The following is a 24,142-nucleotide window of genomic DNA, read 5'->3' on the forward strand; positions in this document are numbered from 1 at the left end:
AACTCGACTCACCTTAGCGCGCTACAGCAGCCAGCGCAGCAGATAGAACACGCCCATGCTGAGCACCACCGTGGTCAGCACCCGCCGCGTCCAGAGCATCAGTCCTACCGCGGCCAGGCCCGCCAGCGGGTAGGGATCGACCAGGGGCGCGGCCAGCGACTGTTCGCCAGAGAACAGGATGGGCCCGCAGATGGCGGTGAGCATGCCCGGCACGGCGAATTCCAGGAAGGTGCGCAGGTGGCGCCCCAGACGCAGCGGCAGCCGGGGTTCGAGGAAGAGATAGCGATTGAAGAAGACCAGGGCGGCCATGCCGAGCAGGGTGGCGAGGATCATGAGCAGCGCTCCCGCAGTCGACGCACCAGGAAGCCCACGCCCATCCCCGCCAGGCCCCCCAGCACCAGGGCGCCCTGCCAGTGCAGGTGATGCAGCCAGACCGATACCAGCAGGGCGGTGAGCACGCAGGCGACGGTGGCCAGGTCGCGCACCAGGGGCACCACCAGGGCGATGAAGGTGGCGGCGATGGAGAAGTCCAGGCCCAGGGCGCCCAGATTGGGCAGCACCCGCCCCAGCAGCAGGCCGGCCAGGGTGAAAAGATTCCACAGCAGGTAGAAGCTCAGGCCCATGCCCAGGGCGCGCCAGCGGTCGAAGCCCGCTGGTTGTTCGGCGTGGTTCAGGGCGAAGAATTCGTCGGTGAGCAGAAAGCCGAAGCCCAGCCGCCAGGGTAGCGGCTGCGGCGCCAGCACGCGTCTCAGGTGCAGGCCATAGAGCAGGTGCTGGGAGGTCAGCAACAGGGTGGTCAGCAGGATGGTCGCCAGGCCCGCGCCGGCCTTGAGCAGGCCCAGGGCCACCAGTTGTGCCGCCCCGGCGAACACCAGCAGGGAAAAGGCCTGCCCTTCCAGCACGCTGAGGCCGGTCTCGATGGCCAGGGCGCCGACCAGGATGCCCCAGGGTGCGCAGGCCAGCGACAGCGGCATGATCTGCCAGGCGCCCTGGGCGAAGGCGCGGCGGCGGGAAGCGGACATCGGCAGGGCTCCGGTAGGCAGTGGATACCCAGGGTGCCGCACCGCGTTGCCGCCGTCTTGAACGTTCTTGCGCTGTGGCGCCTTCAGCCTTCCAGCAGGGCGAACAGCTCCAGGTACTGCTTGGTCAGCTTGTGGCTCGGGTCCAGGTGGATCAGCGGGCGATGCTGCTGGTGGGATTCGCGCATCTTCACCGAGGCCATCAGCGGCGCCGCCAGCACCGGCAGGTCGCGGGCCTGGAGCTCCTCGATCAACTGGCGTGGGGTACTGGCCTGGGCGTGGTATTGGTTGATGACGATGCCCTCGACCCTGAGGTTCTCGTTGTAGTCCTCGCGGATCTCCTCCAGCTCCTCGATCAGGTCGTAGAGCGCCTGCTGGGCGAAGACATCGCAGTCGAAGGGGATCAGGCAGCGGTCGGCGGCGATCAGTGCCGAGATGCTGTAGAAATTCAGTGCCGGCGGAGTATCCAGGTAGATGCGGTCGTAGTCCTCGCCGAGCTTGTCGAGGTACTTGGCCAGCTTCTGGATCTTGTACTTGGACTCGAGCTTGAACTGCAGCTCGGTCAGCTCGCCGGAAGCGGCGATCAGGTCCAGGTTCGGCCAGGCGGTGGCGTGGATGTTGGCCTGGGCCTTCTTGCCGCCGCTCAGGGTCTGCTTGAAGAAGTCGGCGATGCCGTGGGGCAGGTCGTCACCCACCTGCCCGGTGAGGTACTGGCTGGAGTTGGCCTGGGGATCGAGGTCCACCAGCAGGGTGCGATAGCCCTCGTGGGCGCTGATGGCCGCCAGGTTGCAGGCGATGCTGGACTTGCCGACGCCGCCCTTCTTGTTGAAGACCACCCGGCGCAGGGCCTGACCGGAAGGAGAGCTGTGTGCGTTCATGGATTCGTCCCGACAGAAATGGAAAGCCAGAGGCGCGAGGCCCGAGCGACCGCTTTGCTTATACCGAAACAGCGCGGTCGGATGATGACGAATTTATGGCCATTTCATGACAGCCGTATGACGAGCCTAGCGCAGCGGTGGAACCTTGGCGTCTGCCCGGCCTTCGAACTCGGCAAGTCCCCTGCGAGAATCCGCCATGACCACCTCCCGGCTCCCCGTTCTGCTGCTGCTCGCCTGCGCCCCCCTGGCCCAGGCCGCAGGCGACACCCAATCGCCGGTGCCGACGCCGGGCGCGCCCGCCCAGACCGACACCCGCATTCTCGAAGCCGGCGCCGACGTGCTGCAGCGCAAGCCACCCATCGCCGCCCTCAACACCTACCTGGACGGCTTCCATTTCTACAATGGCCATCCCCACGGCCAGATGGAAGCCCACCACTACTGCAGCGTGCTGGGCGAGGAAATGTTCCAGTGCGTGATCTATGACGGCAACGTCGCCGATGCCAAGCTGATGGGCGTCGAGTACATCATCAGCGAACGGCTGTTCAAGACCCTGCCCGCGGCCGAGAAGGCGCTCTGGCACAGCCATGTGCACGAGGTGAAGTCGGGCCAGCTGGTCGCCCCCGGCGTGCCCCAGGTGGCCGAGCACCGGCTGATGGACAAGCTGGTGCATACCTACGGCAAGACCTGGCACACCTGGCATACCGATCAGGACCTGCAGCTGCCGCTGGGGGTGCCCCAGCTGATGATGGGCTTCACCGCCGACGGCCAGCTCGATCCCAAGCTGCTCGCCGAGCGTGATCGCCGCCTGGGCATCTCCTCCGCCGAGACCAAGGCCGCCCGCGCCGACCTGCCGACTCCCGCGGTCGCCCCCGGCGCCGATGCCTGGCAACAGGGCAAGGTCATCCAGCTGCAGGACCCTACCGGCCAGTTGCACAAGCACGCCAGCGAACACAGCGAGCAGGGCGTCAACGCCAGTTCGAACAAGCCATAAGCTTGAGGTAGGCTCTGGAGAAATACCTTTCCGGAGCCCGCTATGCCGTTGCCCAGGCTGCATACATCGCGTCTTTTGCTGCGCCCCTTGCAACTGGACGATGCCGTGGCAATCCAGCAGGTCTTTCCGCAATGGGAGATCGTGCGTTATCTCTCGGCTAAGGTGCCCTGGCCCTATCCGCCGGATGGGGCCTTAAGCTTCGTTCGTGACGTGGCGCTGCCCGGTATGGCCGCAGGTACTCATTGGTGCTGGACCTTGCGCTTGCTGGCGCTGCCAGGCGAGTTGATCGGGCTGGTCAGCCTGCAGGAGGAGCCGGACAACCAGCGAGGTTTCTGGCTCGATCCCCACTATTGGGGCCAGGGGCTAATGGGGGAAGCCTGCGCCGTGGTCAATCGCTATTGGTTCCAGACCCTCGAACGGCCGCATCTGCGGGTCACCAAAGTAATTGCCAATGAAGGCTCGCGCCGTCTGTCACAGCGTGAAGGCATGCAGCAAGTGGCCTGCCTGGAGATGGACAGTGTGAGCGGACGATTGCCCGCGGAATGCTGGGAAATCACCCGGATGCAGTGGTTGGCGCGGCAGAGATAGTCCCGGCCCCCCGCGCCGCTGCCCCACACGCCTGGCAGAAGTGCGCGAAGGCGCTCTTGCGCGTTTGGCAGGCAGCGCAGTGATCGTGCAGGCCGATGCCGCAGTGAGGACAGAAATCTATCCCCGGGTCCTTGAGGTCCACCGGGCGCTCGCAGCCGGGGCAGACGCCCTTGGCCAGGCGTGCCAGGGCGGTGTCGTAGTGCAATTCTTCGCGGCGTACGGTATCCGGCTGGGCTTCCTTGAGCGCCAGGCGCGCGCGATAGTCCTGCAGGGCGCGGATGGCATGGCGCCCGCCCACCACCGTCAGCAGGATGCCCACCAGGTAGCGCACGTAGCCACCGTAGCTTGGTAGATAGGGCACCAGCTCGACGAAGAAGGCGAACAGCGCGAAGAAGATGAAACCCCAGACGAAGGGCCACCAGGGGCTCTGGCGCTGGCGGACGAACAGCCAGGCGGCGACGGCCAGCAAGGGCAGGGTGAGCGCCAGCCGATAGAGGAAGACCCGCAATTCGGCCTGCCGACGGGCGTCGAGCCAGGCGTCCTGGGCCGCCGCGGACAGCTCCGCCAGGCGTCGCTGGGCACCCTCGGCGTCTTGCTCGGCATTCAGCAGCAACTGCTGCTGTCGCTCGACCTGCTGCTCGGCCGTGCGCTCGCTGGCCTTGAGTTCGTCCAGGGCGCGGCTGCGGGCGATCAGTTCGGCGTCCTGCTCGGGTCGCTGGGTGGTCTGGCGGGTCGCCAGCCAGTTGTCGAAGGTCGCGCGGTTGGCCTGGTAGCTGCGCGCCGCCGCGGCCTGCTGCAACTGGGCCTGGTCGAGGGCGTCCTGGACGTCGCGTCGGGCCCGGTTCGCCTGGCGCTGGTCAGCTCGCGCCGCGGCGGTGGCCGCCGGGTCCATGAAGTCGTCCAGGCTCAGCTGGCGCTCCACCTGGGGCAGGTCGCCGACCAGGGTGCCGCCCAGGCCGATGAGGAAGCCGGCGAACACCAGCGCCAGCAGCCAGAGGCCGCGGTTGAACCACTTTTCCGAGAGTCGCAGCGATTTGCCCATGGGTCCGTCCTGGTCGAGAGAGGTCTCAGCTTAGCCGGTCGGTGGTAGCGCCGCTCAGGCCAGCTTGATCGCCACCACCCCGGCGACGATGGCCAGGCCCGCGCAGACGCGGCCCAGCGGCAGCGACTCGCCTAGCCACAGCACACCGATCAGCAGGGCGAACAGCACGCTGGTCTCGCGCAACGCCGAGACCAGGCCGATGGGCGCCTGGGTGGTGGCGACGATCACCAGGCTGTAGGCCAGCATCGACATCACCCCGCCCGCGAGGCCGGCACGCCAGTGCGGGCCGAGGCCGACGAAGGCCTGGGCGCCGCGGGTCAGCCGCAGCACCAACGCGGCCACCGCGCCGTTCACCGCGAACAGCCAGAGGGCATAGGCCACGGCGTCACCGCTGGCGCGGGCGCCGAGGGCATCGGCCAGGGTGTAGCCGGCGATGAAGGTACCGGTGGTGAAGGCACAGGCCAGCAGTGCCAGGCTCGGCGGCGTCCCCCGCCGGGCACCGAGCAGCGCCATCAGGGCGAGTCCGGTCACCAGCAGGCCCAGCCCGAGCAGCGCCGGTGGCGAAAGGGCTTCACCCAGGGCGAAGAAGGCCACCCCACTGACCAGCAGAGGCGCACTGCCACGGGAAAGGGGATAGACCTGGCCCAGGTCGCCATAGCGATAGGCGCGGGCGAGAAAGGCGTTGTAGCCGATGTGCAGCAGAGCGGAGAGGGCGATCCAGGGCCAGGCGGCGGCGGGCGGGAAGGCGACGAAGGGCAGGGCGAGCAGCGCGGCGCTGCCGGCGCCAATCTGGATCAGGCTGGCGGTGAGGAAGCGGTCGAGGCCGATCTTGAGCAGGGCGTTCCAGCCGGCGTGCAGCAGGGCGGCGAGCAGTACCAGGGCGAACAGGGGCGTGGTCACGAGGCCTCCGGCGGGGTCAGCTCTCGAGTCTAGCAAGAAGCCTCCGGCCCGGTGGTCGATCGGCTTGGCGGTCGGGGACCGCCCGGCGCAGAATGCCAGCTGTCGTCACCCTGACCAGGAGGGTTCATGGGGCCGCAGCAGCTGTCTTCTTCGCTATCCGACGGGGTTGAGGCGCGCCAGGGCAGGGTCGGGCTGGCCCTGGTCGCCGGGCTGTCGATCCTGGCTGGCATGACCGACGCCATCGGCTTTCTCGCCACCGGCAATTTCGTCTCCTTCATGAGTGGCAATACCACGCGCCTGGCGGCCGATCTCGGCCATGGCCAGTGGAGGCCGGCCATTCAGCTGGCCTTGGCAATCCTGGTGTTCGTCCTGGGCAACGCCGGTGGGGTGCTGTTCCAGCGCCTCAGCGGTCGTCGCGCCTGCCTGTTGCTGACGTTCCTGGCGCTGCTGCTGGCCCTGGCTGCCTGGCTGCCGAACGCGGAGGCCGCGTTGTTGCTGGCGATCTTCGCCATGGGCATGGTGAATGCGGCGGTGGAGCAGGTGAACGGCCTGCCCATCGGCCTCACCTACGTGACCGGCGCCCTGTCGCGCTTCGGTCGCGGCCTCGGTCGCTGGCTGCTGGGCGAGCGCCGGCCGGGCTGGCGCAGTCAGCTGGTGCCCTGGTGCGGCATGCTGCTCGGCGGGGTCCTGGGGGCCTTGCTGGAGAGCTACCTGGGCCTTGCCGCGCTGTTCGTCAGCAGCGGTCTGGCCGCCGTGCTGGCAGTGGCGTTTCGCCTGGTGCCACGAGGTTGGCAGTTGCGTTATCTGGCGAATTGAGCCGGTAGCGGCAAGGCGCGCCGCTGCGCTTCATCCGCGGCGGACGCGCCTGCCCAGGATCACTGGCTCGCGGTGATCTGCGCGTTGCCGATGGTGAACCAGCATTTGTCGGGATTATCATTGAACATCGCCGGATCGCTATCGAGCACCCCGGTGACGGTCACGCGATCACCCTTCTTGAGCTTGTTGGTGGCCTTCTTGTTGACCAGCAGATCATCCCGCGTGATGGCCTGACCCGAGCACTTGGGGTTGGTCGGGTCGTTGAAGACCACGACGATCTTGTTCTGGCTGGTGATCACCCCGGTGGTCGTCACCCGGGTCACGACACCCGGGATGGCCAGATTCTTCAGGCTCCATTTGTCCTTGGCCGCGACCTCGTTCTGCTGCCAATCCTTCCATATGTCCGACAGCGTGGCCTGCTGGGTCGCCGAGAGCGATCTCAGGTCGCCATTCAAGAGGTCGCCGGTGGTGCCGAGGGCATTGTTGGTGGCGGACATGGCGCTATCCAGACTTTCACAGCCCGACAGCAGGGCGATGAACGCCAGCGGTAGGTACTTCTTCATTGCAGATTCCTTGTTCGAATTGCACTAACGGGTCGCGCGGCATGGCGCGATCCGTACTGCAAGATTCCTGATCCAAGTCCTCAGGGCGTCCACCAGGTACCCCCGGTCTGCCCGCAGCCCTTGCGGGTCTTCTCCAGCAGTTCGGCATCGCGGCGGTAGTAGTAGTAATCCACCGGCTGGCCCATGAAGTGCTTGCAGACCGCCTGGGGGTTACTGGGGCACTTCTCGCTGTAGGTGACCTTGGCCGGTCCGCCACCGCCCACCGCGGCCAGTTGGGCGAGGGCCGTGCAACTCTCCTTGAGCCTGGCACCGGGCAGTTCAGCGTTCATCACCACCAGGCAGTCCTTGGTATCGATCAAGGTGCCCAGGGCGTTGACCTTACCTTCGAGGGTGCAGGCGCGGTCCTCGGCGTGAACGGAGAGGGATGTCAGGGCGACGAGACCCCCCGCCAGTAACCAGGCGCGAAGTCCGTTCAGTCGGGCAGTAACGGGCATGAATTGATTTCTTTTTTGGCGATTGAACATCAATAAATGCTGTAGTAATCGACGACGTCATCCTTGAAATAGATGGTCAAGACCGTCCCTGACTTGCTATTGGTGGACTTGCGAGTTCCCGCCACGCTGTTGGCGTCGTCCAGCATGCGCTGGCCTTTATCGACCTGGGCTTCGGTATCGTACATCTTGAGGCTGGTCTCGGTAGAAACATATTTGTGCGCGAGCTTCATGTATTTATCTATGCCTTCTTCGCGCTTATCGTACGTCCAGATTGTTCTGTTGTTAGTGCTGCTACTTTCCAGGCGCTCGTCATAAGGCGCGCCGAATAGCTGCTCCACCTGGGCTTTGGTCGTTTTGCCCGAGATCAGCGTTTGTCTGAGGTAGGCGGTATCGTACTTTTTGGCACCCGGGCTCAGCGAGTCCATGAGGCCATTGACGCCGCCGCCTTGCTGGCAGCCGGTCAACAAGACCAATAGGAACAAGGCCACGATAAACAACAGATTAGTCCGCGAAGAGTTGAGCATCGACGATTCCTTGTAGGTTGATCCTGAGTTTTCTCGCCATGGCGCGAGTCAGGCAAACGTGCTTCCCGAGCCTCGGTGAGGTGCTCTATCACGCCTCTGTCCTGCGACGCGCGTGACGCAAGGGTGCGAGCCCGGTGCGCTTGGCGACGACCATGCCGGAGCGGACGCTGGTAACGTTGAATTCACTCGAAAGACCGGGGAAGTCTAGGAACAAAGAATTTCGACCGGAATAGTACAGATGTACTGGATTTTTTGATCGCGATAATCGTTATTGCGTATTTTTTTGGCGATATCTGCCTTGAATATGGCTGCTGCTGGCGAGATTCTGACATCTGACCTTAGGTCCGCTTATGAGCGCGCAACGATAGTTTTGTTTTTGCGATAATCATGGCTGCTCATCCATGCCTATCGCCTATAAGCTGGTTGTTGATTAAGGTAGTGGTTGTCCTACGTGTTTGATCGAACTAGCTTGGATGAGTCGGTGATTTACAGGTTAATTCGCCTGGCACGTCTAATGTCATCAGGGTTTCTCTTCTTTATGTCGTCGATTAATAAGGCTATTCAGCATCTGGCGAACCTCTGAACTAAGGTCCGCTGGTCACCGGCGTTATTAGGAGTGGTATCAATGCTGAATTCGCGCTTTGCCCTGAGCCTGCGCAATGATTTGCCGGCGATGCAGTGGGCCGATGCCGAGCGCGGCCAGGCGCGTATCCGCCTGGTCATCGCCGCTTTGGCGACGTTGTATGTCGTCTTGCTGTATCTCTGGGGCGCGGTCACCTTCGGCGTGATGCTGACCATCCTGGTTGCCCATAGCCTCTTCCTGCTCATCGCCACCGGCATTCTCTGGCATATCGGTCGTCATCCAGGCGCCATCTTCTGGCGGCGGCTGCTCGGCATGTGCCTCGACTATGGGACCATCACCTTCTCCACCCTGATGATCGGCGAGAACTTCCTCTTGCTGCACGGCGTGGTGGTCTGGATCACCGTGGGCAATGGCCTGAGATTCGGCCGAAGCTACCTGCTGCTGGCGACCGCCTTCGCCTTGCTCTGCCTGGGCATCCTGGTGGCCGGCGTGCCCTTCCTGCGCCAGTATCCGGCGGTGGCCCTGGCGCTGCTGATCACTACCCTGATCGTGCCCGGCTACATCTACTATCTGCTCGATCGCTTGCAGCGGGCGATGCGCGAAACCGAGGCCGCGCAACGGGCCAAGGCCCGCTTCCTGGCCCAGGCCAGCCATGACCTGCGCCAACCGATCCATGCCCTGGGCCTGTTCACCACCTGCCTGCGCAATGCCAACCTGGGCGCCGCGGAGCGCCAGTTGGTGGACAACGTCGACCGCTCCCTGGAAAGCCTGGAAGGACTGTTCCGCTCCCTGCTGGACATCTACACCCTGGACCAGGAGCAGATGCGGCCCCAGGTCCGCCCGCTGGACCTGGATGCACTGCTCGCCGACGTGGTGCAGCAGAATGCCGCCACGGCGAGTCGGGCGGGGGTGGAGATCCGCCTGCGTCCCAGCCACCTGCAGGTGAACAGCGATCCGGCATTGCTGACCACCGTGGTGCAGAACCTGCTCTCCAATGCCTTCAAGTACGCCGCGGGCAAGCCCGTGCTGCTGGGGGTGCGCCGCGTCGGCGCCCTGCGTAGCCTGGTGCTCTACGACCAGGGTCGCGGCATCGCGCCCGAGCACCTGCCGCACCTGGGCGAGGAGTTCTACCGGGTACGCGAGGACCGCGACCGCGACATCGAGGGTGTCGGCCTGGGGCTGAACATCGTCCAGCGCATCGCCACCCTGCTGGGCTTGCGGCTGGTCATCCGCTCGCGCCGGGGACGGGGCACCCTGGTCGCCCTGGAAGGGCTGGTGCCGGTGGCCGGCGAGCTGCCGTCCAGGCAGGCACCCAGCCCGCCAGCCAGCGCGCAACCCCTGTCGGGCCTGCGCATCCTGTTGATCGAGGACGAGGCCAGCGTGCTGCTGGCCACGGCGACGCTGCTGCGCCACTGGGGCTGCGAGGTACAGACCGCCAGTGGCATTCCCGAGGGCTTCACCCCCTGCGACCTGGTGATCACCGACTTCGACCTCGACCGCACCGCCTCGGGCGCCGACTGCCTGGCCTACCTGCGTGACCTGCAGGGCCAGCACGTGCCGGCCATCGTCATCTCCGGGCATGACGTGGCCCAGGTGCAGCGCGCCATCGACGATCCGCAGGTGCCGATCCTGTCCAAGCCGGTCCGGCCCCACGAGCTGCGGGCGCTGCTGCGGAGCTTCAAGTTGGAGTCCGCCGCCAGTCCAGTGGAGAGTTGAGCGAATGTCGTCAACGAGAGCGGGCAGGCCGGTGGTGTTTGGTGAGTGCCGTATTCCGGGTTCGGCCACCCCCGACGGCGAGCACGGGCGATGCTGAGATCACGGCTGCTCGCGGACATCCGCAACGATTTGCCGGCGCTGCATTGGCACGATGCCGAGCTGGGCCAGGCGCACATTCGCCTGGTGGTGGCCAGCCTGGCGATTCTCTACATCATCGTCCTGTACTACTGCGGCGGCTTGGACCGGAGCAGTCTAGAGCGAATCCTCGTCTGCTACATCGGGGTCATGTTCGCGGCCATCTGGCTCTGGCGGCACGTCAAGCGTCACCCCGGCATCCGCCACTGGCGCCGCTTGCTGGCCATGAGCTTCGACTACGGCGCCCTGACCTACTCGATGTTCCTCGCTGGCGAACAGCTGCTGGCGTTGCACGGGGTGATCCTGTGGATCACGGTCGGCAACGGCTTGCGCTTCGGGCGGGGCTATCTACTGCTGGCGACTACCCTGGCCCTGGGTAGTCTGGCGCTGGTGGTCCCCTTTACCCCCTTTCTGCTGCGGCATCCTGCGGTTCCCCTGGCCTTGCTGATCACCACCGTGATCGTTCCGGGCTACATCTATTACCTGCTCGAACAGTTGCAGCGAGCCTTGCGCGAAACCGAGGCCGCGCAACGGGCCAAGGCCCGCTTCCTGGCGCAGGCCAGCCATGACCTGCGCCAGCCGATCCACGCCCTGGGCCTGTTCACCACCTGCCTGCGCAATGCCAACCTGGGCGCCGCGGAGCGGCAACTGGTGGACAACGTCGACCGCTCCCTGGAGAGCCTGGAAGGACTGTTCCGCTCCCTGCTGGACATCTACACCCTGGACCAGGAGCAGATGCGACCCCAGGTCCGCCCCCTGGACCTGGATGCACTGCTCGCCGACGTGGTGCAGCAGAATGCCGCCACGGCGAGTCGGGCGGGGGTGGAGATCCGCCTGCGTCCCAGCCACCTGCAGGTGAACAGCGATCCGGCATTGCTGACCACCGTGGTGCAGAACCTGCTCTCCAATGCCTTCAAGTACGCCGCGGGCAAGCCCGTGCTGCTGGGGGTGCGCCGCGTCGGCGCCCTGCGTAGCCTGGTGCTCTACGACCAGGGTCGCGGCATCGCGCCCGAGCACCTGCCGCACCTGGGCGAGGAGTTCTACCGGGTACGCGAGGACCGCGACCGCGACATCGAGGGTGTCGGCCTGGGGCTGAACATCGTCCAGCGCATCGCCACCCTGCTGGGCTTGCGGCTGGTCATCCGCTCGCGCCGGGGACGGGGCACCCTGGTCGCCCTGGAAGGGCTGGTGCCGGTGGCCGGCGAGCTGCCGTCCAGGCAGGCACCCAGCCCGCCAGCCAGCGCGCAACCCCTGTCGGGCCTGCGCATCCTGTTGATCGAGGACGAGGCCAGCGTGCTGCTGGCCACGGCGACGCTGCTGCGCCACTGGGGCTGCGAGGTACAGACCGCCAGTGGCATTCCCGAGGGCTTCACCCCCTGCGACCTGGTGATCACCGACTTCGACCTCGACCGCACCGCCTCGGGCGCCGACTGCCTGGCCTACCTGCGTGACCTGCAGGGCCAGCACGTGCCGGCCATCGTCATCTCCGGGCATGACGTGGCCCAGGTGCAGCGCGCCATCGACGATCCGCAGGTGCCGATCCTGTCCAAGCCGGTCCGGCCCCACGAACTGCGGGCATTGCTGCGGAGCTTCAAGCTGGAGTCGACGACTCCCGCAGCGCCGGTCTGAGCCCGGCCTGCATGCCCACGGCCACGGCGGCGCAGCGGCTGTTGACCTCCAGGGCGCGCAGCAGCGAGGACACGTGCAGGCGCACGGTGAAGGGAGAGATGCCCAGCTCCCGGGCGATCTCCTTGTTGCTCAGCCCCTGTACCAGGCCTTGCAACACCTCCAGTTGGCGGGGTGTCAAGGCGCTCAGAGCGCCGCCGGCATGGGTGTCGGCCGGGCGGCTGGGCATCGCCTGCACCACGAACTCCCCAGCGCGGATCTTGCGAATGGCGGCGGCGATGGTGGCCGGCGGGAGGCCCTTGCCGATGAAGCCGTCGGCGCCCGCGGCCATCACCTGGTCGATGACGTCGGGGCTTTCCAGCATGGAGATGACGATCAGGGAGCTGCGGCGGAATTCGCGGCGCAGAGCGTGCAGCGAGGGCCGCAGGTCCTGTCCATGGAAGAGCAGATCGAGCAGCAGGCCGGCCGGCGGCTCACCCTGGCGGGCCAAGTCGAGCGCCTGCTGCAAGGTGCCGGCTTCCTCGACATGGAGGTCGGAAAATTCCTGGCGCAGGATACGCACCAGGCCATCGCGAAAGAGCGGATGGTCGTCAGCGACTATGAAGCGTTCCATCGGCATGATCCTGACTGGCCTGTCGTTACCTTGCTGATAGGCAAAGGGCGTTCCTTGGGCGGTCATCCTACCTCACTATGCCGGAGCGCTCTACCTCAAGGTCTAGGGCGCTCGATCTGCCCGATTGGACGCCCAGTTGTCGGCGCATCAGCCATTCGAAGGCACCGGTCAGCAGCAGCGCCGCACAGGCCAGTCCAAATGCCAGGCCCCACCAGACGCCATGGGGGCCGATACCCAGTTGGACGCCCAGCAACCAGGCACCGCTGGCGCCGATCAGGCAGTAGCAGAGCAGTCCGCCGTAGAAACCCAGGCGTGCCTGGCGGATGCCGCGCAGCGCCCCCTGGGCGATGCTCTGGGTGCCATCGAAGATGACGAACACCGCCGCGATCAGCACCAGCTGGCGGGCCAGCTCCGCCACCGGGCTCTGCGCATCCGGCAGGAACAGCCCCACCAGCCAGCCGGGAAAGCTCCAGAACAGCAAGGCGATGCCCAGCATCACCAGGGCGCCGCCGCCGATGGCCAGCCGCCCCACCAGTAAGGCCTCGCGCGGCCGCCCGGCGCCCTGGTGCTGGCCGATACGGATGCTGGTGGCGTAGGAAAGGCCGGCCGGCAACATGAACACCAGATACACCAGCTGATTGGCGATCTGATGGGCCGCCAGGGCGGTAGCGCCCAGGACGCCCATGCACAGCGCCGCTGACAGGAACAGGCAGGCCTCCACCGCATAGGTGCCACTGATCGCCAGCCCCTGGCCGAGGGTATCGGTCAGGGCGCGGCGATCCGGACGACGCAGATAGTGGGCGAGGGGATAGGCGGCGTAGGCCGGATGGCGTGCGATGTACAGCGCCAGGCACAGCGCCGCGCCGTTCATCACCACCGCGGTCACCGCGCCTATGCCCGCCAGCCCGGGGCGTGGCAGGCCGCCCCAGCCATGCAGCAGGGCGAGATTGAGGAGGGCGTTGAGTGCCGCGGCGCCGAGCACGATGATCAGCACCGGGCCGGGACGGTCCAGGGCGCTGGTGAAGCCGCGCAGGGTCATGAACAGCAGGTGGCCGGGCAGGGCGAAGGCCAGACAACGCAGGAAGGTCCCGGCGGCCTGGCGACTGTCCTCCGGCTGACCGGCGAGGGCCAGCAGCGGCTCGATGTGCCAGAGCAGGCTGCCGGCCAGGACCGCCAGGGTCAGGGCGATCCAGATACCGGCTGCGGTCACCGCCGCCACGCCCTGGGTATCGCCCGCGCCCCGGCGCAGCGCCGCCAGGTTGGCCACCGCGGTGATCACGCCCACGCAGATCACCGAGACGAAGGAGTACACCGCCGCGCCCAAACCTCCTCCGGCCAGCGCCGCCGGCCCCAGGCGCCCCATCATCAGGGTATCGGTGAACACCATGGCCACGTAGGCCAACTGGGCACCGATCAGCGGCAGGGCCAGGCGCAGCAGGGCGAGCAGTTCGTGACGCGGCGAAGACATGGGTGATCTCGAGCAGGATGACAGGCGCCAGCGGCGACAAGAACTCATTGTTCGCTGCTGCCGTACCGCCCACAATCGGAAAATAACCATGGCACCCATGAGTCTGAGTCATGCCCGAGTCGTCCTCGCGACTGCCGCCGCTCTATGCCCTGCGCGCCTTCGAGGCTGCCGCGCGGCAGGGGTCGTTCACCCGCGCCGCCCAGGAACTGTCGCTCACCCAGAGCGCGGTCAGTCGTCACGTGCGGACGCTGGAAGAGGCCTTCGGCTGCCGTCTGTTCGAGCGCGCCGGGCGGCAATTGCTGCTGACCGAGGCCGGCAAGCTGTTGCTGCCGGGGCTGACCGAGGGCTTCGAGGCCCTGGCACGGGCCTGTGGCAATCTCGCCGTGGAAGAGGGCACCCTGCGCCTGAAGGCGCCCACCAGCCTGTCGTTGCGCTGGTTGCTGGCACGCCTGGGGCGCTTCCGCCAGGCCAATCCACAGCTGGACATCCAGCTCACCAGCGTCTGGATGGCCAGCGACCGCGTCGACTTCTTCCACGAACCCTTCGATTGCGCGGTGTTGCTGGGCGATGGCCGCTTTCCAGTGGAGTGGGAGGTGGTGCCCCTGTTCGAGGAGTGGCTGGTGCCGGTCTGCTCGCCGGCCGCCGCCCGCAGCGGTACCTGGGACGTAGCCCGGTTGCAGCGCGAGGAGCTGCTGCATCCGACCTTCGATCGCCGCGACTGGCGGCGCTGGCTGCAGGCCATGGGGCTGGCCCAGGCGGTGCCCCTGGCTGGCGGCCAGGTGTTCGATACTCTCGAACTGGGCATGGCCGCCGCCGCCCGTGGCTATGGCGTCTCCATCGGTGACCTGGTGATGCTCGCCGAGGACGTGGCCGCCGGTCTCATCGCCCTGCCCTGGCCCGACGCCGTGGCCAGTGGCGATGGCTACTATCTGGTCTGGCCGAGCAATCGCCGGGGGCAGGGACGCTTCCAGCGGCTGGCCGAGTTCCTGCGGCAGGAGCTACAGCAGCAGCTCCTGCCGGATGTGCGTCGTCATATGTGAATCTATTTAACAAAGGGCTGAAGTTCCGCAGGGCGACGCCGATAATGGCAGAGAACCTTTCTGGCAAGCAGCCTCCAGAGCTGCCCCTTTCGCCTTGTCATGCTACGCGCCGACCGGACAGTCGGGCGCGAAGGAGCCGCCATGTCCACTCCTCGTCGTAAAAGTATCGCCCGACAACTTGCCTTGGCCCTCAGTCTGGTACTGATGATCGTCATCGCCGGCAGTTGCCTGTTCGCCCTGCACGCCCTCAGCGTGTCCATCGAGGGTACCCAGCGCAAGCACCTCGGCAGCGAGGCCCGTCTGCTCGCCGACCAGCAGCAGACCTTCCTCGGCACCCTCAAGGTCAGTACCCAGCGCCTCGCCAATCTGTTCGAGCGCCGCTTCGATGGCGGCCTGAGCCTATCCGGCGAGCGCCTGCCCCTGGGTAGCGCCACGGCCCCTGCCCTGCTGTTCGCCGGTCAGACGCTGAACAGCGACTTCAGCCAGGTCGACGATTTCACCCGGCTGACCGGTGGCGTCGCCACCATCTTCGTCCGTGATGGCGACGACTTCACCCGCATCACCACCTCGCTCAAGAAGCAGGATGGCAGTCGCGCCATCGGTACCCAGCTGGATCGCAAGCATCCCGCCTATGCCGGACTGCTCCAGGGGCAGAACTACGTCGGGCGCGCCCTGCTGTTCGGGCGTTCCTACATGACCCAGTACACCCCGGTCCGCGACGGCGCCGGCAAGGTCATCGCCGTGCTCTTCGTCGGCTTCGACTACACCGACGCCCAGGCCCAGCAACTGGCTCAGCTGACCCAGCTGCGCATCGGCGAGACCGGCTCCCTGGCCCTGCTCGACGAACAAGGTACCTGGCTGGTCGCTCCGGCCAACGCCAAGCAGACCGATGAACTGCTCGCCGATCTCAAGCGCGATCCCAAGCAGCGCGAGCACAGCTGGCAGGATGGCAACCAGGACTTCCTCAGCGTCATCGCCCCCGTTGCCGGCGAAGGCTGGACCGTGGTCGCCACCCTGCCCAAGGCGGAGCTCGACGCCCCCGTCCATGCCGTCGGCCTGCGCCTGGCCATCGGCAGCCTGATCGCCCTGCTGCTGGCCGTGGCCGCCTCCGTCGTGCTGCTGCGGCGCAAGCTCAGCCCCCTGGCCCAACTGGTGGAGCGCGCCCAGGCCCTGGGCCGCGGCCAGCTCAGCGTGCGGGTCGATGCCCGCAGCAACGACGAGATCGGCGAACTCGCCCATAGCTTCAACCAGATGGCCGATGCCCTGGCCACCACCGTCGAGCAGGTCCGCGGCTCGTCCCGCGCGGTCACCGAGCGTTCCCAGGAACTGAGCCAGCTCTCCGACCAGACCCTGCGTCGCTCCGCCGAGCAGTCCACCCAGATCGACAGCATGGCCAGCGCCGTGGAGGAATTCAGCGCCACCGCCCAGAACATCGCCGATGGCATGCAGCGCACCGAGCGCCTGGTGCAGGAAAACGCCCAGCAGACCCGTACCGGCACCCAGGCCATGCAGGGCGCCTCGGGTGCGCTGGAACAGATCGCCGATTCCCTGTCGAGCACCGCCGAACTCATCAAGGGCCTGGACGATCGCTCCCAGCAGATCGGCGGGATCATCGGTGTCATCAGTGGCATCGCCGAGCAGACCAACCTGCTGGCGCTCAACGCCGCCATCGAAGCCGCCCGAGCCGGCGAGCAGGGCCGTGGTTTCGCCGTGGTCGCCGATGAAGTCCGTCAACTGGCCGGTCGTACCAGTTCCGCCACTCGCGAGATCTCCCAGATGATCGGCGCGGTGCAGGACGAAACCCAGCGGGCCATGGGCGCCATCGACGAAGGCAATCGCCTCATGGAGCAGGGCCTGGCGCGTAACGCCGATGTCGCCCAGGCGCTGCGCAGCATCGACCAGCAGGTCGCCGAAGCGGTGGAGCAATTCTCCGGCATCGCCCAGGCCACCGCCGAGCAGAGCACCACCGCCACCGCCCTGAGCCGCAACATCCAGGCGATCGCCGTGGACAACGCCGCCCAGCGCGACGCCGCCGAGGTCCTGGCGGGCACCGCGGGCGAACTGCGCCACCTGGCCGAAGACCTGAGCGCCGAGGTCGGTCGCTTCAGCTAGACATCGTTATTTGTCTGCTCACGGAGGGAGGCTCAGGCCTCCCTTTTTCATTCCCGGTCGCCTTGGCGCTTGCCGACCAGCAATACTCTGACTACTGTATGCAAATACAGTATAAGAGGAAGAGTGACATGGGCGTATCCAATGAGGCGGTACAAGCCGTCGAACGCATGCTGAGCACGCTGCGCGCGGAGCGGGACGACTATCGTGAACTGGCCCATCAGTGGCGGGCGATGTGTTTCGAGCTGGCACAGGAGAACCAGGCGCTACGGGATCGGCTACAGGAGCCGCCCCGGCACTACCACGAAGACCCCGGCCGCTAGGCTCTGTACGAAAAATGCCTGCGCTCGGTGACGCTTCGTTGAAAAAAGCTTCGGAATGCTCATTTACCACTCGTAAACTCCGCTTCCTCAGCCTTTTTCGCCTCGCCTGACCGTCGCTCGGCGACTTTTCGTACAGAGCCTAGTGTGGCGTTTCAGCAGTTCGCGCAGGAATTGGCGAGTGATTTTTGGGCGGTTCGACGTTCCGACTGGGCCAGGCGCCAGGACGCCTCATAGCAGGGCTATGGCGAGAAGTGGCACCGCAGTCCGGGCCAAAAAAGTGCCGCCAGAATTGTGCAGATAACTTCTGAAACACCACACTAGTGGGCTGATCGATATTGCAACGCCTCTGCCAGTTGCGCCCGCTGGATCTCGGCCCGACCCGCCAGGTCGGCCAGGGTCCGGGCCACCTTGATGACCCGGTGCAGGGCACGCAGCGATAGATTCAGGCGCTCGCCCGCACTCTCCAGCCAACGTTGATCCGCCTCGCTCAATGCACAAACCTGGTGCAGTTGATCCAGTCCGAGCAACGCATTCGGCCGGCCCTGGCGCGCCATCTGGATGGCCCTGGCCTCGGCTACCTGACGGGCGGCCTCTGCCGTGGTGAGTTCGGCGACGGGCGAGGCACCCAGACGCAGATTCTCCCGAGCCACGGTCAGGTGCAGGTCGATCCGGTCGAGCAAGGGGCCGGAGAGCTTGGCGCGATAGCGCTGGACCTGCTCCGGGCTGCAACGGCAACGTCCGGTGGGGTCGCCGAGATAGCCGCAGGGGCAGGGATTCATCGCCGCCACCAGTTGGAAGCGCGCGGGAAAACGCACCCGCTCCCGCGCCCGGGCGATGACGATCTCGCCACTCTCCAGCGGCTCGCGCAGCACCTCCAGCACCTTGCGGTCGAACTCCGGCAATTCGTCGAGAAACAGCACCCCGCGATGGGCCAGGGTGATCTCGCCCGGCCCTGGGCGGCTACCCCCGCCCACCAGCGCCGGACCGGACGCCGAATGGTGCGGCTGGCGGAAGGGCCGTTGCGGCCAATGCTCCAGCGGCTCGGGTCCGGCCACGGAATGGATGGCGGCCACCTGCAGCGCCTCGTCCTCGTCCAGTGGGGGCAAGAGCCCCGGCAGGCGACTCGCGAGCAGGGTCTTGCCAGTCCCTGGAGGACCGGCGAGCAGCAAATTGTGGGCGCCGGCCGCGGCGACCACCAGGGCACGCTTGGCCGCCTGTTGACCCTGCACCTCGGCCAGATCGGGGTAGGGCAAAGGCGTGCGCAACAGGCCGCTGGGCTGGTAGGTGGCGAGGGGCGCCTGGCCGCTCAGGTGGCCGGCGAATTCCAGCAGATGATCCACCGCCAGCACTGCCAGGCCGCTGGCCAGGCAGGCTTCCTCGGCATTGGCGCGGGGCACCACCAGTACCCGTCCGGCCGCGCGGGCCGCCAGCGCCGCGGGCAGCACGCCGCGGATCGGTCGCACCTCACCCGACAATGCCAGCTCTCCGAGGCATTCGTAACGCTCGAGTCCTTCGGCGGGCAGTTGCCCGCTGGCGGCGAGGATGCCGATGGCCAGGGCCAGGTCGAAGCGGCCGCCGTCCTTGGGCAGGTCGGCCGGCGCGAGATTGAGGGTGATGCGGCGGCTGGGAAAGTCGAAGCCGGCATTGAGGATGGCGCTGCGCACGCGATCCTTGGCTTCACGCACGGCCGTCTCGGGCAGGCCGACCAGGGTGAGGGCGGGCAGGCCGTTGGCCAGGTGTGCCTCGACGACCACCGCCGGGGCTTCCACGCCCACCTGGGCGCGGGTATGGACGAGGGCAAGCGACATGATCTCTCCTTGATCGCGATGCGCCAGTCGAAGACTGCGCCATCCTGGCGCAGCCGGTACGGATTCAGTCGGCGGGTGCGACGTCCGTGGCCGGGGTCACCGGCGGGATACCCGCGCCGGACTGGGTCTGCTCCAGCTCGGTCAGGCGCAGTTCGAGGGCTTCCAGACGGGCGCGGGTACGCGCCAGTACCGCCATCTGGGCATCGAATTCCTCGCGGCTCACGACGTCGAGCTTGGCCAGGGCACCCTGCAGCAGGGCCTTGAACTGGCTCTCGATCTCTGCCTTGGGCAGCGGCGAATCCTGACCGAACAGCCGGCTGGCCTGCTGAGTCAGGGAATCGAACAACGAACGGGTCGTGGACATGGTCATCCCCCTGCTGAATCAAAGCCCGAGTGTAGCACAGCCCCCTTCGGCACCCGCTTGGCAGGCTCTGCACCGCTATGGTGCGGCTGTAGTGCCGGGGTTGATCGGTTTTGGTGCAAAGTCCTGCCCGCTTGAAGCGAATCTGCCCCGTCAAGTGGCGTACGAAGCGTGCGGCCCGCGGAATCCGTACCCGTTCGCAAAACTGGCAAGCTTTCTGCTACTGCCGATTCAGACACGGGCGTCGGAGGACGCCTGGCCAGAGGCGCGCCACGGCCGCTTCTGCCACGACCACGGCGATCAACACGTCGGCGGTTAAACAGACGGTCACTGCGCTAGACTTGGGCCGGGGTTTGTTTTCCTGGGGCAAGTCCACTCAATCGGGAGAAGTTCATGAAACTAGTCACCGCCATCATCAAGCCATTCAAGCTCGACGACGTGCGTGAGTCGCTGTCCGAGATCGGTGTGCAAGGCATCACCGTCACCGAGGTCAAGGGCTTCGGCCGCCAGAAGGGCCATACCGAACTCTATCGCGGCGCCGAATACGTCGTCGACTTCCTGCCCAAGGTCAAGATCGACGTCGCCATCGCCGACGATCAGCTCGACCGCGTCATCGAGGCCATCACCAAGGCCGCCAACACCGGCAAGATCGGCGACGGCAAGATCTTCGTGGTGAACCTCGAGCAGGCCATCCGCATCCGCACCGGCGAAACCGACACAGACGCCATCTGACGATTTAAACCGACAGCCCAACCCCAACGAGCCCCAGGAGAAACAACGATGACTCTGCGCACGTACGCAGGGCTAGGAGCCCTCATGTCTTTCGTAGCGCTGCCGGGCCTGGCCATGGCCCAGGAAGCGGCTGCGGCACCTGCCATCAACAGCGGGGATACCGCCTGGATGCTGGTCTCGACGGCACTCGTGCTGTTCATGACCATTCCCGGCCTCGCGCTCTTCTATGGCGGCATGGTGCGCGCCAAGAACGTCCTCTCGGTGATGATGCAGTGCTTCGCCATCACCGGTCTCGTCAGCATCCTGTGGATGCTCTACGGCTATAGCCTGGCCTTCGACACCACCGGCATGGAGAAGGGCGTCACCAACTTCAATTCATTCATCGGCGGTCTGGGCAAGGCCTTCCTGTCCAGCCTGCAGCACGACGCCGTCACCTCGGCCACCGCGCTGTTCCCGGAAAGCGTCTTCGTCACCTTCCAGATGACCTTCGCCATCATCACCCCGGCGCTGATCGTCGGTGCCTTCGCCGAGCGCATGAAGTTCTCCGCCATGCTGGTGTTCACCGGCCTGTGGTTCACCTTCGTCTACGCCCCCATCGCCCACATGGTCTGGAGCGGTGACGGCGGTCTGATGTGGGACTGGGGCGTGCTGGACTTCGCTGGCGGTACCGTGGTGCACATCAACGCCGGTGTCGCCGGTCTGGTCGCTGCCCTGGTACTGGGCAAGCGCAAGGGCTACCCGACCACCCCGATGGCTCCGCACAACCTGGGCTACACCCTGGTAGGCGCCGCCATGCTGTGGGTCGGCTGGTTCGGCTTCAACGCCGGTTCCGCCGCTGCCGCCAACGGCACCGCCGGCATGGCCATGCTGACCACCCAGATCGCCACCGCCGCCGCTGCCCTGGGCTGGATGTTCGCCGAGTGGATCACCCACGGTAAGCCGAGCGCCCTGGGCATCGCCTCCGGTGTGGTCGCCGGTCTGGTCGCCATCACCCCGGCCGCCGGTACCGCAGGCCCCATGGGCGCCCTGATCATCGGCTTGGCCGCTGGTGTGCTGTGCTTCTTCAGCGCCACTACCCTCAAGCGCAAGCTCGGCTACGACGATTCCCTGGACGCCTTCGGCGTGCACGGCATCGGCGGCATCGTCGGCGCCCTGCTGACCGGCGTCTTCGCAGCGCCGGCCCTGGGCGGCTTCGGCACCGTGACCGACATCGGTGCCCAGCTGTTCATCCAGTTCAAGGGCGTGGCCTTTACCATCGTCTACACCGGTATCGTCACCTTCGTGATCCTCAAGGTGCTGGACGTGGTCATGGGTCTGAGAGTCAACGAGGAAGAAGAGACCGTGGGTCTGGACCTCACCCTGCACAACGAGCGTGGCTACAACCTGTAAGCTCGACTCTGCCGAAAAAGGCGCCGCAAGGCGCCTTTTTCACGTCTGCCATATGGCTGGAACAACCGCCGCCGTGCTGTGTCTAGACTGCACGCCAGCGGTGAGCATTCACCGCTTTGCTTTTCCGAGCGTCGCGCTAGAATGCGCGCGCCTATCGATCGGCGGTGACTGCTCATGTGGCTGCAGCGGACCTTTGCCTTGCGCGCACGCGCGCGTGGCTTCCATCTGATCACCGATGAGGTGCTGGCTCAGCTGCCTGAGCTGAGCCGTTGCCGCATTGGCCTGTTGCACCTCTGGCTGCAACACACCTCGGCTTCCTTGACCATCAACGAGAATGCCGATGGGGCGGTACGGCGCGACTTCGAGCGGTTCTTCAACCGGCTGGTGCCCCAGGGGCAGGCGGGTTACGAACACGACTACGAAGGCCCGGACGATCTGCCCGCGCATTTCAAGAGCAGTTTGCTCGGGTGCAGCCTCAGCCTGCCGGTGGAGCAGGGCCGCCTGGCCCTGGGTACCTGGCAGGGCATCTACCTGGGTGAGCACCGCGATCAGGGTGGGGCGCGCCGCGTGATTGCGACGCTGCAAGGCGAATAGCCAGGAATTTTTCTTAGGAGGTCGCGTCAAAACGCGCGGCCCGATTTTCCCAATGTGTTTGGAGGCGGTTTATGAGCGACGAAGAACTGGAGCAGGACGACCTGGAGACAGGTGCGGAAGAAGAGGGCGATAACGAGGATTTCGCCGCGGCGACCGAAGACGCCGAGTCGGAAGAGAGCAGCGACAGCGAAGCGCCTGCGGCCGGCGGCAAGGCCAAGAAGAAGCGTGAAGCCGAGCCCGAGGAACTGCCCTCGGTAGAAGCCAAGCAGCGCGAGCGGGAAGCCCTGGAAAGAGCCATGCAGGAATTCCTGGCGCGCGGTGGCAAGGTGCAGGAAATCGATGCCAACGTGGTGGCCGACCCACCCAAGAAGCCCGACAGCAAATATGGCAGTCGTCCCATCTAGGATCGCGCCATACCGCCTACGAAACCCCGCCTCCGCGGGGTTTCGTCCATCTGGCGATCAGACCAGCGCCATCACCATGATGAAGCCGGTGAAGGCCGCAGCCATGGTCGCCAGGCAGGCCATGCAGATTACATCGTCTCTCTCATACATGTGGGTAGCCCTGGAAGCCCTAGTGGGTGATGGCATTCTGCTCTCCTGGCAAATACCTGCCTGTGCGACTCATCGCAAAAGGCCATCATCCGAGGTCGGCGCTGCCAAGTAGTTCACCAATGCCGCGGCGGTCTGTAATAAGGGCGTGGTTCGTAGGCCGGCTGGGCAGGGTAGTAGCCTGGTGGCAAGGGTCGCCAGTGCGGCGCGCCGTAGCCCGGCTGGGGGTAGGGCTGATAGTAGCTGTAGGGATAGCGATCCCGCAGGTAATAGGGATGATGACGATGATGCCGCCGATACTCGCCCACCGGCACGAAGCCAGCCGTATCGGCGACGGCGCCGTCCCAGCGCATGCGCTCGGAGCCTGGATATTCGTGCGCCGCGGCCAGGCCGCTGGCGGTCAGGGTAGCGGTCAACAACAGCATCAACGACGCTCGGGGTGCCATGGTGTTCTCCTCGCGGCGCTCGATGGGCCGCGCCACCATGAAACACCTTTGGCTGTCAGCGGGCGTCAGGCCAGGTAAAGGTCTGGTAAGAACCTGTTCACGATCTCGCGAGCTAGAGCCAAACAAGGCAAAAAGGCCTGAGGAAGCGGAGTTTACGAGTGGTAAATGAGCATTCCGAAGGGCTTTTCAACGCCGTTTGGCCGACGCGCAGCAGATGGTGAACAAGTTCTAAGACCGGCTCATGCCCAGTCCAGCCCTTGTATACCCACGGCGACGATCAGGGCCAGCGCCAGCAGGCCGATGCCGCACATCAGGATCACCAATTCGAGTTGATCCAGGCGTCGCTTCATCCCTGCCACCAGTGCCAGAAGGTGAAGCCGACCAACGCCAGGACCAGGGCGAGGAACAGTCGATTGAGCCACAGGCTGACGGCATTGAGCAGGCTCAGCCAGAGGGGTGGCGCCGGCTCGCTGGTCGGGGCCGTGCGTACCTGGGTGGCATCGCGGGGCAGGGCAGGTAAGGGCTGACTCATGTAGGTAATCGAACGATTGGGCATTCAGCGAGCGCCTCCGTGCGCCTTCAGCGAGGGTTGGCCAGCCGGTCACGCTCAGGCGGTGGGGCAGCCGTGATCGGCAGCCTAGAGGGACCGCCGGTCGCGCTGCCGATCATCGCTGAAAATATCGCCACGCGGGTGACGACTCGGTGAAAAGGTCGGGCCTTTCCCACTCCTGCCGCTATTTATCGGCCGGGGCGAGGACTGGGGGGTAGACAAGGGGCTACAGCCGGCGCTTGAGTGGACGGCGCGACAGCTGCAGCCTCGCTGGAGCGCGCAC

Annotated in this window: 26 protein-coding genes and 1 pseudogene; 13 read left to right on the plus strand and 14 right to left on the minus strand. The window is 66.0% G+C overall.

The window, feature by feature from the left end:
- Positions 1-21: 21 nt before the first annotated feature.
- From AR540_RS11500 to AR540_RS11510, 3 genes are all read right to left on the minus strand, one after another.
- The gene (locus tag AR540_RS11500) at positions 22-333 is read right to left on the minus strand and encodes an AzlD domain-containing protein (protein WP_059229024.1); all 312 of its coding nucleotides are present in this window, start codon (positions 331-333) and stop codon (positions 22-24) included.
- Positions 330-1,022 (minus strand): AzlC family ABC transporter permease, encoded by a 693-nt coding sequence (locus AR540_RS11505; RefSeq protein WP_059229026.1) that lies wholly within the window; start codon positions 1,020-1,022, stop codon positions 330-332. Before AR540_RS11505 ends, AR540_RS11500 begins: the two co-directional genes overlap by 4 nt.
- Positions 1,023-1,105: 83 nt before the next feature.
- The gene (locus AR540_RS11510) at positions 1,106-1,864 is read right to left on the minus strand and encodes a ParA family protein (RefSeq protein ID WP_059229729.1); all 759 of its coding nucleotides are present in this window, start codon (positions 1,862-1,864) and stop codon (positions 1,106-1,108) included.
- 229 nt (positions 1,865-2,093) lie between these two features.
- Between AR540_RS11510 and AR540_RS11515 the strand changes: the two genes are divergently transcribed.
- Together AR540_RS11515 and AR540_RS11520 are read left to right on the plus strand one after the other, a co-directional pair.
- Positions 2,094-2,888, plus strand: a complete 795-nt coding sequence (locus AR540_RS11515) for an OBAP family protein (RefSeq protein WP_059229028.1) — start codon at positions 2,094-2,096, stop codon at positions 2,886-2,888.
- Positions 2,889-2,930: 42 nt separating this feature from the next.
- Positions 2,931-3,476: a GNAT family N-acetyltransferase gene (locus AR540_RS11520; protein WP_059229030.1), complete on the plus strand. Its 546-nt coding sequence runs from the start codon at positions 2,931-2,933 to the stop codon at positions 3,474-3,476.
- Here AR540_RS11520 and AR540_RS11525 read toward each other — a convergent pair.
- Positions 3,442-4,518, minus strand: a complete 1,077-nt coding sequence (locus AR540_RS11525; protein ID WP_059229032.1) for a serine endopeptidase — start codon at positions 4,516-4,518, stop codon at positions 3,442-3,444. The genes AR540_RS11520 and AR540_RS11525 overlap by 35 nt on opposite strands.
- Before the next feature lie 54 nt (positions 4,519-4,572).
- Positions 4,573-5,418 carry an EamA family transporter gene (locus AR540_RS11530; RefSeq protein WP_059229034.1) on the minus strand — a complete coding sequence of 282 codons (846 nt, stop codon included), beginning with the start codon at positions 5,416-5,418 and terminating at the stop codon, positions 4,573-4,575.
- A gap of 126 nt (positions 5,419-5,544) precedes the next feature.
- Between AR540_RS11530 and AR540_RS11535 the strand changes: the two genes are divergently transcribed.
- Complete coding sequence (locus AR540_RS11535) at positions 5,545-6,234, plus strand: YoaK family protein (protein WP_059229036.1); 690 nt, start codon at positions 5,545-5,547, stop codon at positions 6,232-6,234.
- A gap of 59 nt (positions 6,235-6,293) precedes the next feature.
- On the opposite strand, the gene AR540_RS11540 is transcribed toward AR540_RS11535, so the two are convergent.
- From AR540_RS11540 to AR540_RS11550, 3 genes are all read right to left on the minus strand, one after another.
- A complete protein-coding gene (locus tag AR540_RS11540; RefSeq protein ID WP_059229038.1) occupies positions 6,294-6,797 on the minus strand; it encodes an OB-fold protein in 504 nt (167 codons plus the stop codon).
- Positions 6,798-6,877: 80 nt separating this feature from the next.
- Positions 6,878-7,291 (minus strand): hypothetical protein, encoded by a 414-nt coding sequence (locus AR540_RS11545; RefSeq protein ID WP_065242541.1) that lies wholly within the window; start codon positions 7,289-7,291, stop codon positions 6,878-6,880.
- Between the two features lie 29 nt (positions 7,292-7,320).
- Positions 7,321-7,815 carry a hypothetical protein gene (locus tag AR540_RS11550; RefSeq protein WP_236712048.1) on the minus strand — a complete coding sequence of 165 codons (495 nt, stop codon included), beginning with the start codon at positions 7,813-7,815 and terminating at the stop codon, positions 7,321-7,323.
- 625 nt (positions 7,816-8,440) lie between these two features.
- Between AR540_RS11550 and AR540_RS11555 the strand changes: the two genes are divergently transcribed.
- Both AR540_RS11555 and AR540_RS11560 read left to right on the plus strand, forming a co-directional pair.
- Positions 8,441-10,114 carry a hybrid sensor histidine kinase/response regulator gene (locus AR540_RS11555; RefSeq protein WP_442963779.1) on the plus strand — a complete coding sequence of 558 codons (1,674 nt, stop codon included), beginning with the start codon at positions 8,441-8,443 and terminating at the stop codon, positions 10,112-10,114.
- 90 nt (positions 10,115-10,204) lie between these two features.
- Positions 10,205-11,878: a hybrid sensor histidine kinase/response regulator gene (locus AR540_RS11560; RefSeq protein ID WP_082706978.1), complete on the plus strand. Its 1,674-nt coding sequence runs from the start codon at positions 10,205-10,207 to the stop codon at positions 11,876-11,878.
- Here AR540_RS11560 and AR540_RS11565 read toward each other — a convergent pair.
- Positions 11,841-12,488, minus strand: coding sequence for a response regulator transcription factor (locus tag AR540_RS11565; protein WP_153014222.1), 648 nt, complete (start codon positions 12,486-12,488; stop codon positions 11,841-11,843). The two genes, AR540_RS11560 and AR540_RS11565, sit on opposite strands and share 38 nt — an antisense overlap.
- Positions 12,489-12,555: 67 nt before the next feature.
- Entirely contained in the window at positions 12,556-13,956 is a 1,401-nt protein-coding gene (locus tag AR540_RS11570; protein WP_059229044.1) for a NorM family multidrug efflux MATE transporter, read from the minus strand.
- A gap of 110 nt (positions 13,957-14,066) precedes the next feature.
- Here AR540_RS11570 and AR540_RS11575 point away from each other — a divergent pair, with 110 nt between their 5' ends.
- From AR540_RS11575 to AR540_RS11585, 4 genes and pseudogenes are all read left to right on the plus strand, one after another.
- Positions 14,067-14,996: a LysR substrate-binding domain-containing protein gene (locus AR540_RS11575; protein ID WP_059229046.1), complete on the plus strand. Its 930-nt coding sequence runs from the start codon at positions 14,067-14,069 to the stop codon at positions 14,994-14,996.
- Positions 14,997-15,200: 204 nt separating this feature from the next.
- Positions 15,201-16,250, plus strand: a pseudogene (locus tag AR540_RS26530) (Cache 3/Cache 2 fusion domain-containing protein); the annotation flags it as partial.
- A gap of 135 nt (positions 16,251-16,385) precedes the next feature.
- On the plus strand, positions 16,386-17,108 hold the full coding sequence (locus AR540_RS26535; protein WP_442963786.1) for a methyl-accepting chemotaxis protein: 723 nt from the start codon (positions 16,386-16,388) through the stop codon (positions 17,106-17,108).
- A gap of 128 nt (positions 17,109-17,236) precedes the next feature.
- Positions 17,237-17,428 carry a hypothetical protein gene (locus AR540_RS11585; RefSeq protein WP_059229050.1) on the plus strand — a complete coding sequence of 64 codons (192 nt, stop codon included), beginning with the start codon at positions 17,237-17,239 and terminating at the stop codon, positions 17,426-17,428.
- A gap of 317 nt (positions 17,429-17,745) precedes the next feature.
- Here the strand turns inward: AR540_RS11585 and AR540_RS11590 are convergent, their stop codons facing one another.
- Together AR540_RS11590 and AR540_RS11595 are read right to left on the minus strand one after the other, a co-directional pair.
- Entirely contained in the window at positions 17,746-19,236 is a 1,491-nt protein-coding gene (locus AR540_RS11590; RefSeq protein WP_059229053.1) for a YifB family Mg chelatase-like AAA ATPase, read from the minus strand.
- Positions 19,237-19,300: 64 nt separating this feature from the next.
- The gene (locus tag AR540_RS11595; RefSeq protein WP_059229054.1) at positions 19,301-19,600 is read right to left on the minus strand and encodes an accessory factor UbiK family protein; all 300 of its coding nucleotides are present in this window, start codon (positions 19,598-19,600) and stop codon (positions 19,301-19,303) included.
- A 390-nt stretch (positions 19,601-19,990) separates the two neighbouring features.
- On the opposite strand from AR540_RS11595, the gene glnK reads away from it, so the two are divergent.
- From glnK to sutA, 4 genes are all read left to right on the plus strand, one after another.
- Entirely contained in the window at positions 19,991-20,329 is a 339-nt protein-coding gene (gene glnK, locus AR540_RS11600) for a P-II family nitrogen regulator (RefSeq protein ID WP_003096476.1), read from the plus strand.
- A gap of 48 nt (positions 20,330-20,377) precedes the next feature.
- Complete coding sequence (locus AR540_RS11605; protein WP_059229057.1) at positions 20,378-21,718, plus strand: ammonium transporter; 1,341 nt, start codon at positions 20,378-20,380, stop codon at positions 21,716-21,718.
- Positions 21,719-21,892: 174 nt separating this feature from the next.
- On the plus strand, positions 21,893-22,312 hold the full coding sequence (locus tag AR540_RS11610) for a secondary thiamine-phosphate synthase enzyme YjbQ (protein WP_059229059.1): 420 nt from the start codon (positions 21,893-21,895) through the stop codon (positions 22,310-22,312).
- Positions 22,313-22,383: 71 nt separating this feature from the next.
- Positions 22,384-22,716, plus strand: a complete 333-nt coding sequence (gene sutA / locus AR540_RS11615; protein ID WP_059229061.1) for a transcriptional regulator SutA — start codon at positions 22,384-22,386, stop codon at positions 22,714-22,716.
- A gap of 263 nt (positions 22,717-22,979) precedes the next feature.
- On the opposite strand, the gene AR540_RS11620 is transcribed toward sutA, so the two are convergent.
- Together AR540_RS11620 and AR540_RS11625 are read right to left on the minus strand one after the other, a co-directional pair.
- Positions 22,980-23,309 (minus strand): hypothetical protein, encoded by a 330-nt coding sequence (locus tag AR540_RS11620; protein WP_059229733.1) that lies wholly within the window; start codon positions 23,307-23,309, stop codon positions 22,980-22,982.
- Positions 23,310-23,655: 346 nt separating this feature from the next.
- Positions 23,656-23,865 carry a hypothetical protein gene (locus AR540_RS11625; protein WP_059229063.1) on the minus strand — a complete coding sequence of 70 codons (210 nt, stop codon included), beginning with the start codon at positions 23,863-23,865 and terminating at the stop codon, positions 23,656-23,658.
- Positions 23,866-24,142 lie beyond the last annotated feature (277 nt).

The organism is Pseudomonas sp. EpS/L25 (assembly GCF_001512295.1).
Lineage (GTDB): Bacteria > Pseudomonadota > Gammaproteobacteria > Pseudomonadales > Pseudomonadaceae > Chryseomonas.

Excerpts from the sequence above, each read along its gene's own strand:
- AR540_RS11500 (WP_059229024.1), bottom strand. The coding sequence starts at position 333 with ATGATCCTCGCCACCCTGCTCGGCATGGCCGCCCTGGTCTTCTTCAAT.
- AR540_RS11505 (WP_059229026.1), bottom strand. The coding sequence starts at position 1,022 with ATGTCCGCTTCCCGCCGCCGCGCCTTCGCCCAGGGCGCCTGGCAGATC.
- AR540_RS11515 (WP_059229028.1), top strand. The coding sequence starts at position 2,094 with ATGACCACCTCCCGGCTCCCCGTTCTGCTGCTGCTCGCCTGCGCCCCC.
- AR540_RS11520 (WP_059229030.1), top strand. The coding sequence starts at position 2,931 with ATGCCGTTGCCCAGGCTGCATACATCGCGTCTTTTGCTGCGCCCCTTG.
- AR540_RS11525 (WP_059229032.1), bottom strand. The coding sequence starts at position 4,518 with ATGGGCAAATCGCTGCGACTCTCGGAAAAGTGGTTCAACCGCGGCCTC.
- AR540_RS11535 (WP_059229036.1), top strand. The coding sequence starts at position 5,545 with ATGGGGCCGCAGCAGCTGTCTTCTTCGCTATCCGACGGGGTTGAGGCG.
- AR540_RS11540 (WP_059229038.1), bottom strand. The coding sequence starts at position 6,797 with ATGAAGAAGTACCTACCGCTGGCGTTCATCGCCCTGCTGTCGGGCTGT.
- AR540_RS11545 (WP_065242541.1), bottom strand. The coding sequence starts at position 7,291 with ATGCCCGTTACTGCCCGACTGAACGGACTTCGCGCCTGGTTACTGGCG.
- AR540_RS11550 (WP_236712048.1), bottom strand. The coding sequence starts at position 7,815 with ATGCTCAACTCTTCGCGGACTAATCTGTTGTTTATCGTGGCCTTGTTC.
- AR540_RS11555 (WP_442963779.1), top strand. The coding sequence starts at position 8,441 with ATGCTGAATTCGCGCTTTGCCCTGAGCCTGCGCAATGATTTGCCGGCG.
- AR540_RS11560 (WP_082706978.1), top strand. The coding sequence starts at position 10,205 with ATGCTGAGATCACGGCTGCTCGCGGACATCCGCAACGATTTGCCGGCG.
- AR540_RS11565 (WP_153014222.1), bottom strand. The coding sequence starts at position 12,488 with ATGGAACGCTTCATAGTCGCTGACGACCATCCGCTCTTTCGCGATGGC.
- AR540_RS11570 (WP_059229044.1), bottom strand. The coding sequence starts at position 13,956 with ATGTCTTCGCCGCGTCACGAACTGCTCGCCCTGCTGCGCCTGGCCCTG.
- AR540_RS11575 (WP_059229046.1), top strand. The coding sequence starts at position 14,067 with ATGCCCGAGTCGTCCTCGCGACTGCCGCCGCTCTATGCCCTGCGCGCC.
- AR540_RS26535 (WP_442963786.1), top strand. The coding sequence starts at position 16,386 with ATGGCCAGCGCCGTGGAGGAATTCAGCGCCACCGCCCAGAACATCGCC.
- AR540_RS11585 (WP_059229050.1), top strand. The coding sequence starts at position 17,237 with ATGGGCGTATCCAATGAGGCGGTACAAGCCGTCGAACGCATGCTGAGC.
- AR540_RS11590 (WP_059229053.1), bottom strand. The coding sequence starts at position 19,236 with ATGTCGCTTGCCCTCGTCCATACCCGCGCCCAGGTGGGCGTGGAAGCC.
- AR540_RS11595 (WP_059229054.1), bottom strand. The coding sequence starts at position 19,600 with ATGTCCACGACCCGTTCGTTGTTCGATTCCCTGACTCAGCAGGCCAGC.
- glnK (WP_003096476.1), top strand. The coding sequence starts at position 19,991 with ATGAAACTAGTCACCGCCATCATCAAGCCATTCAAGCTCGACGACGTG.
- AR540_RS11605 (WP_059229057.1), top strand. The coding sequence starts at position 20,378 with ATGACTCTGCGCACGTACGCAGGGCTAGGAGCCCTCATGTCTTTCGTA.
- AR540_RS11610 (WP_059229059.1), top strand. The coding sequence starts at position 21,893 with ATGTGGCTGCAGCGGACCTTTGCCTTGCGCGCACGCGCGCGTGGCTTC.
- sutA (WP_059229061.1), top strand. The coding sequence starts at position 22,384 with ATGAGCGACGAAGAACTGGAGCAGGACGACCTGGAGACAGGTGCGGAA.
- AR540_RS11620 (WP_059229733.1), bottom strand. The coding sequence starts at position 23,309 with ATGGCACCCCGAGCGTCGTTGATGCTGTTGTTGACCGCTACCCTGACC.
- AR540_RS11625 (WP_059229063.1), bottom strand. The coding sequence starts at position 23,865 with ATGCCCAATCGTTCGATTACCTACATGAGTCAGCCCTTACCTGCCCTG.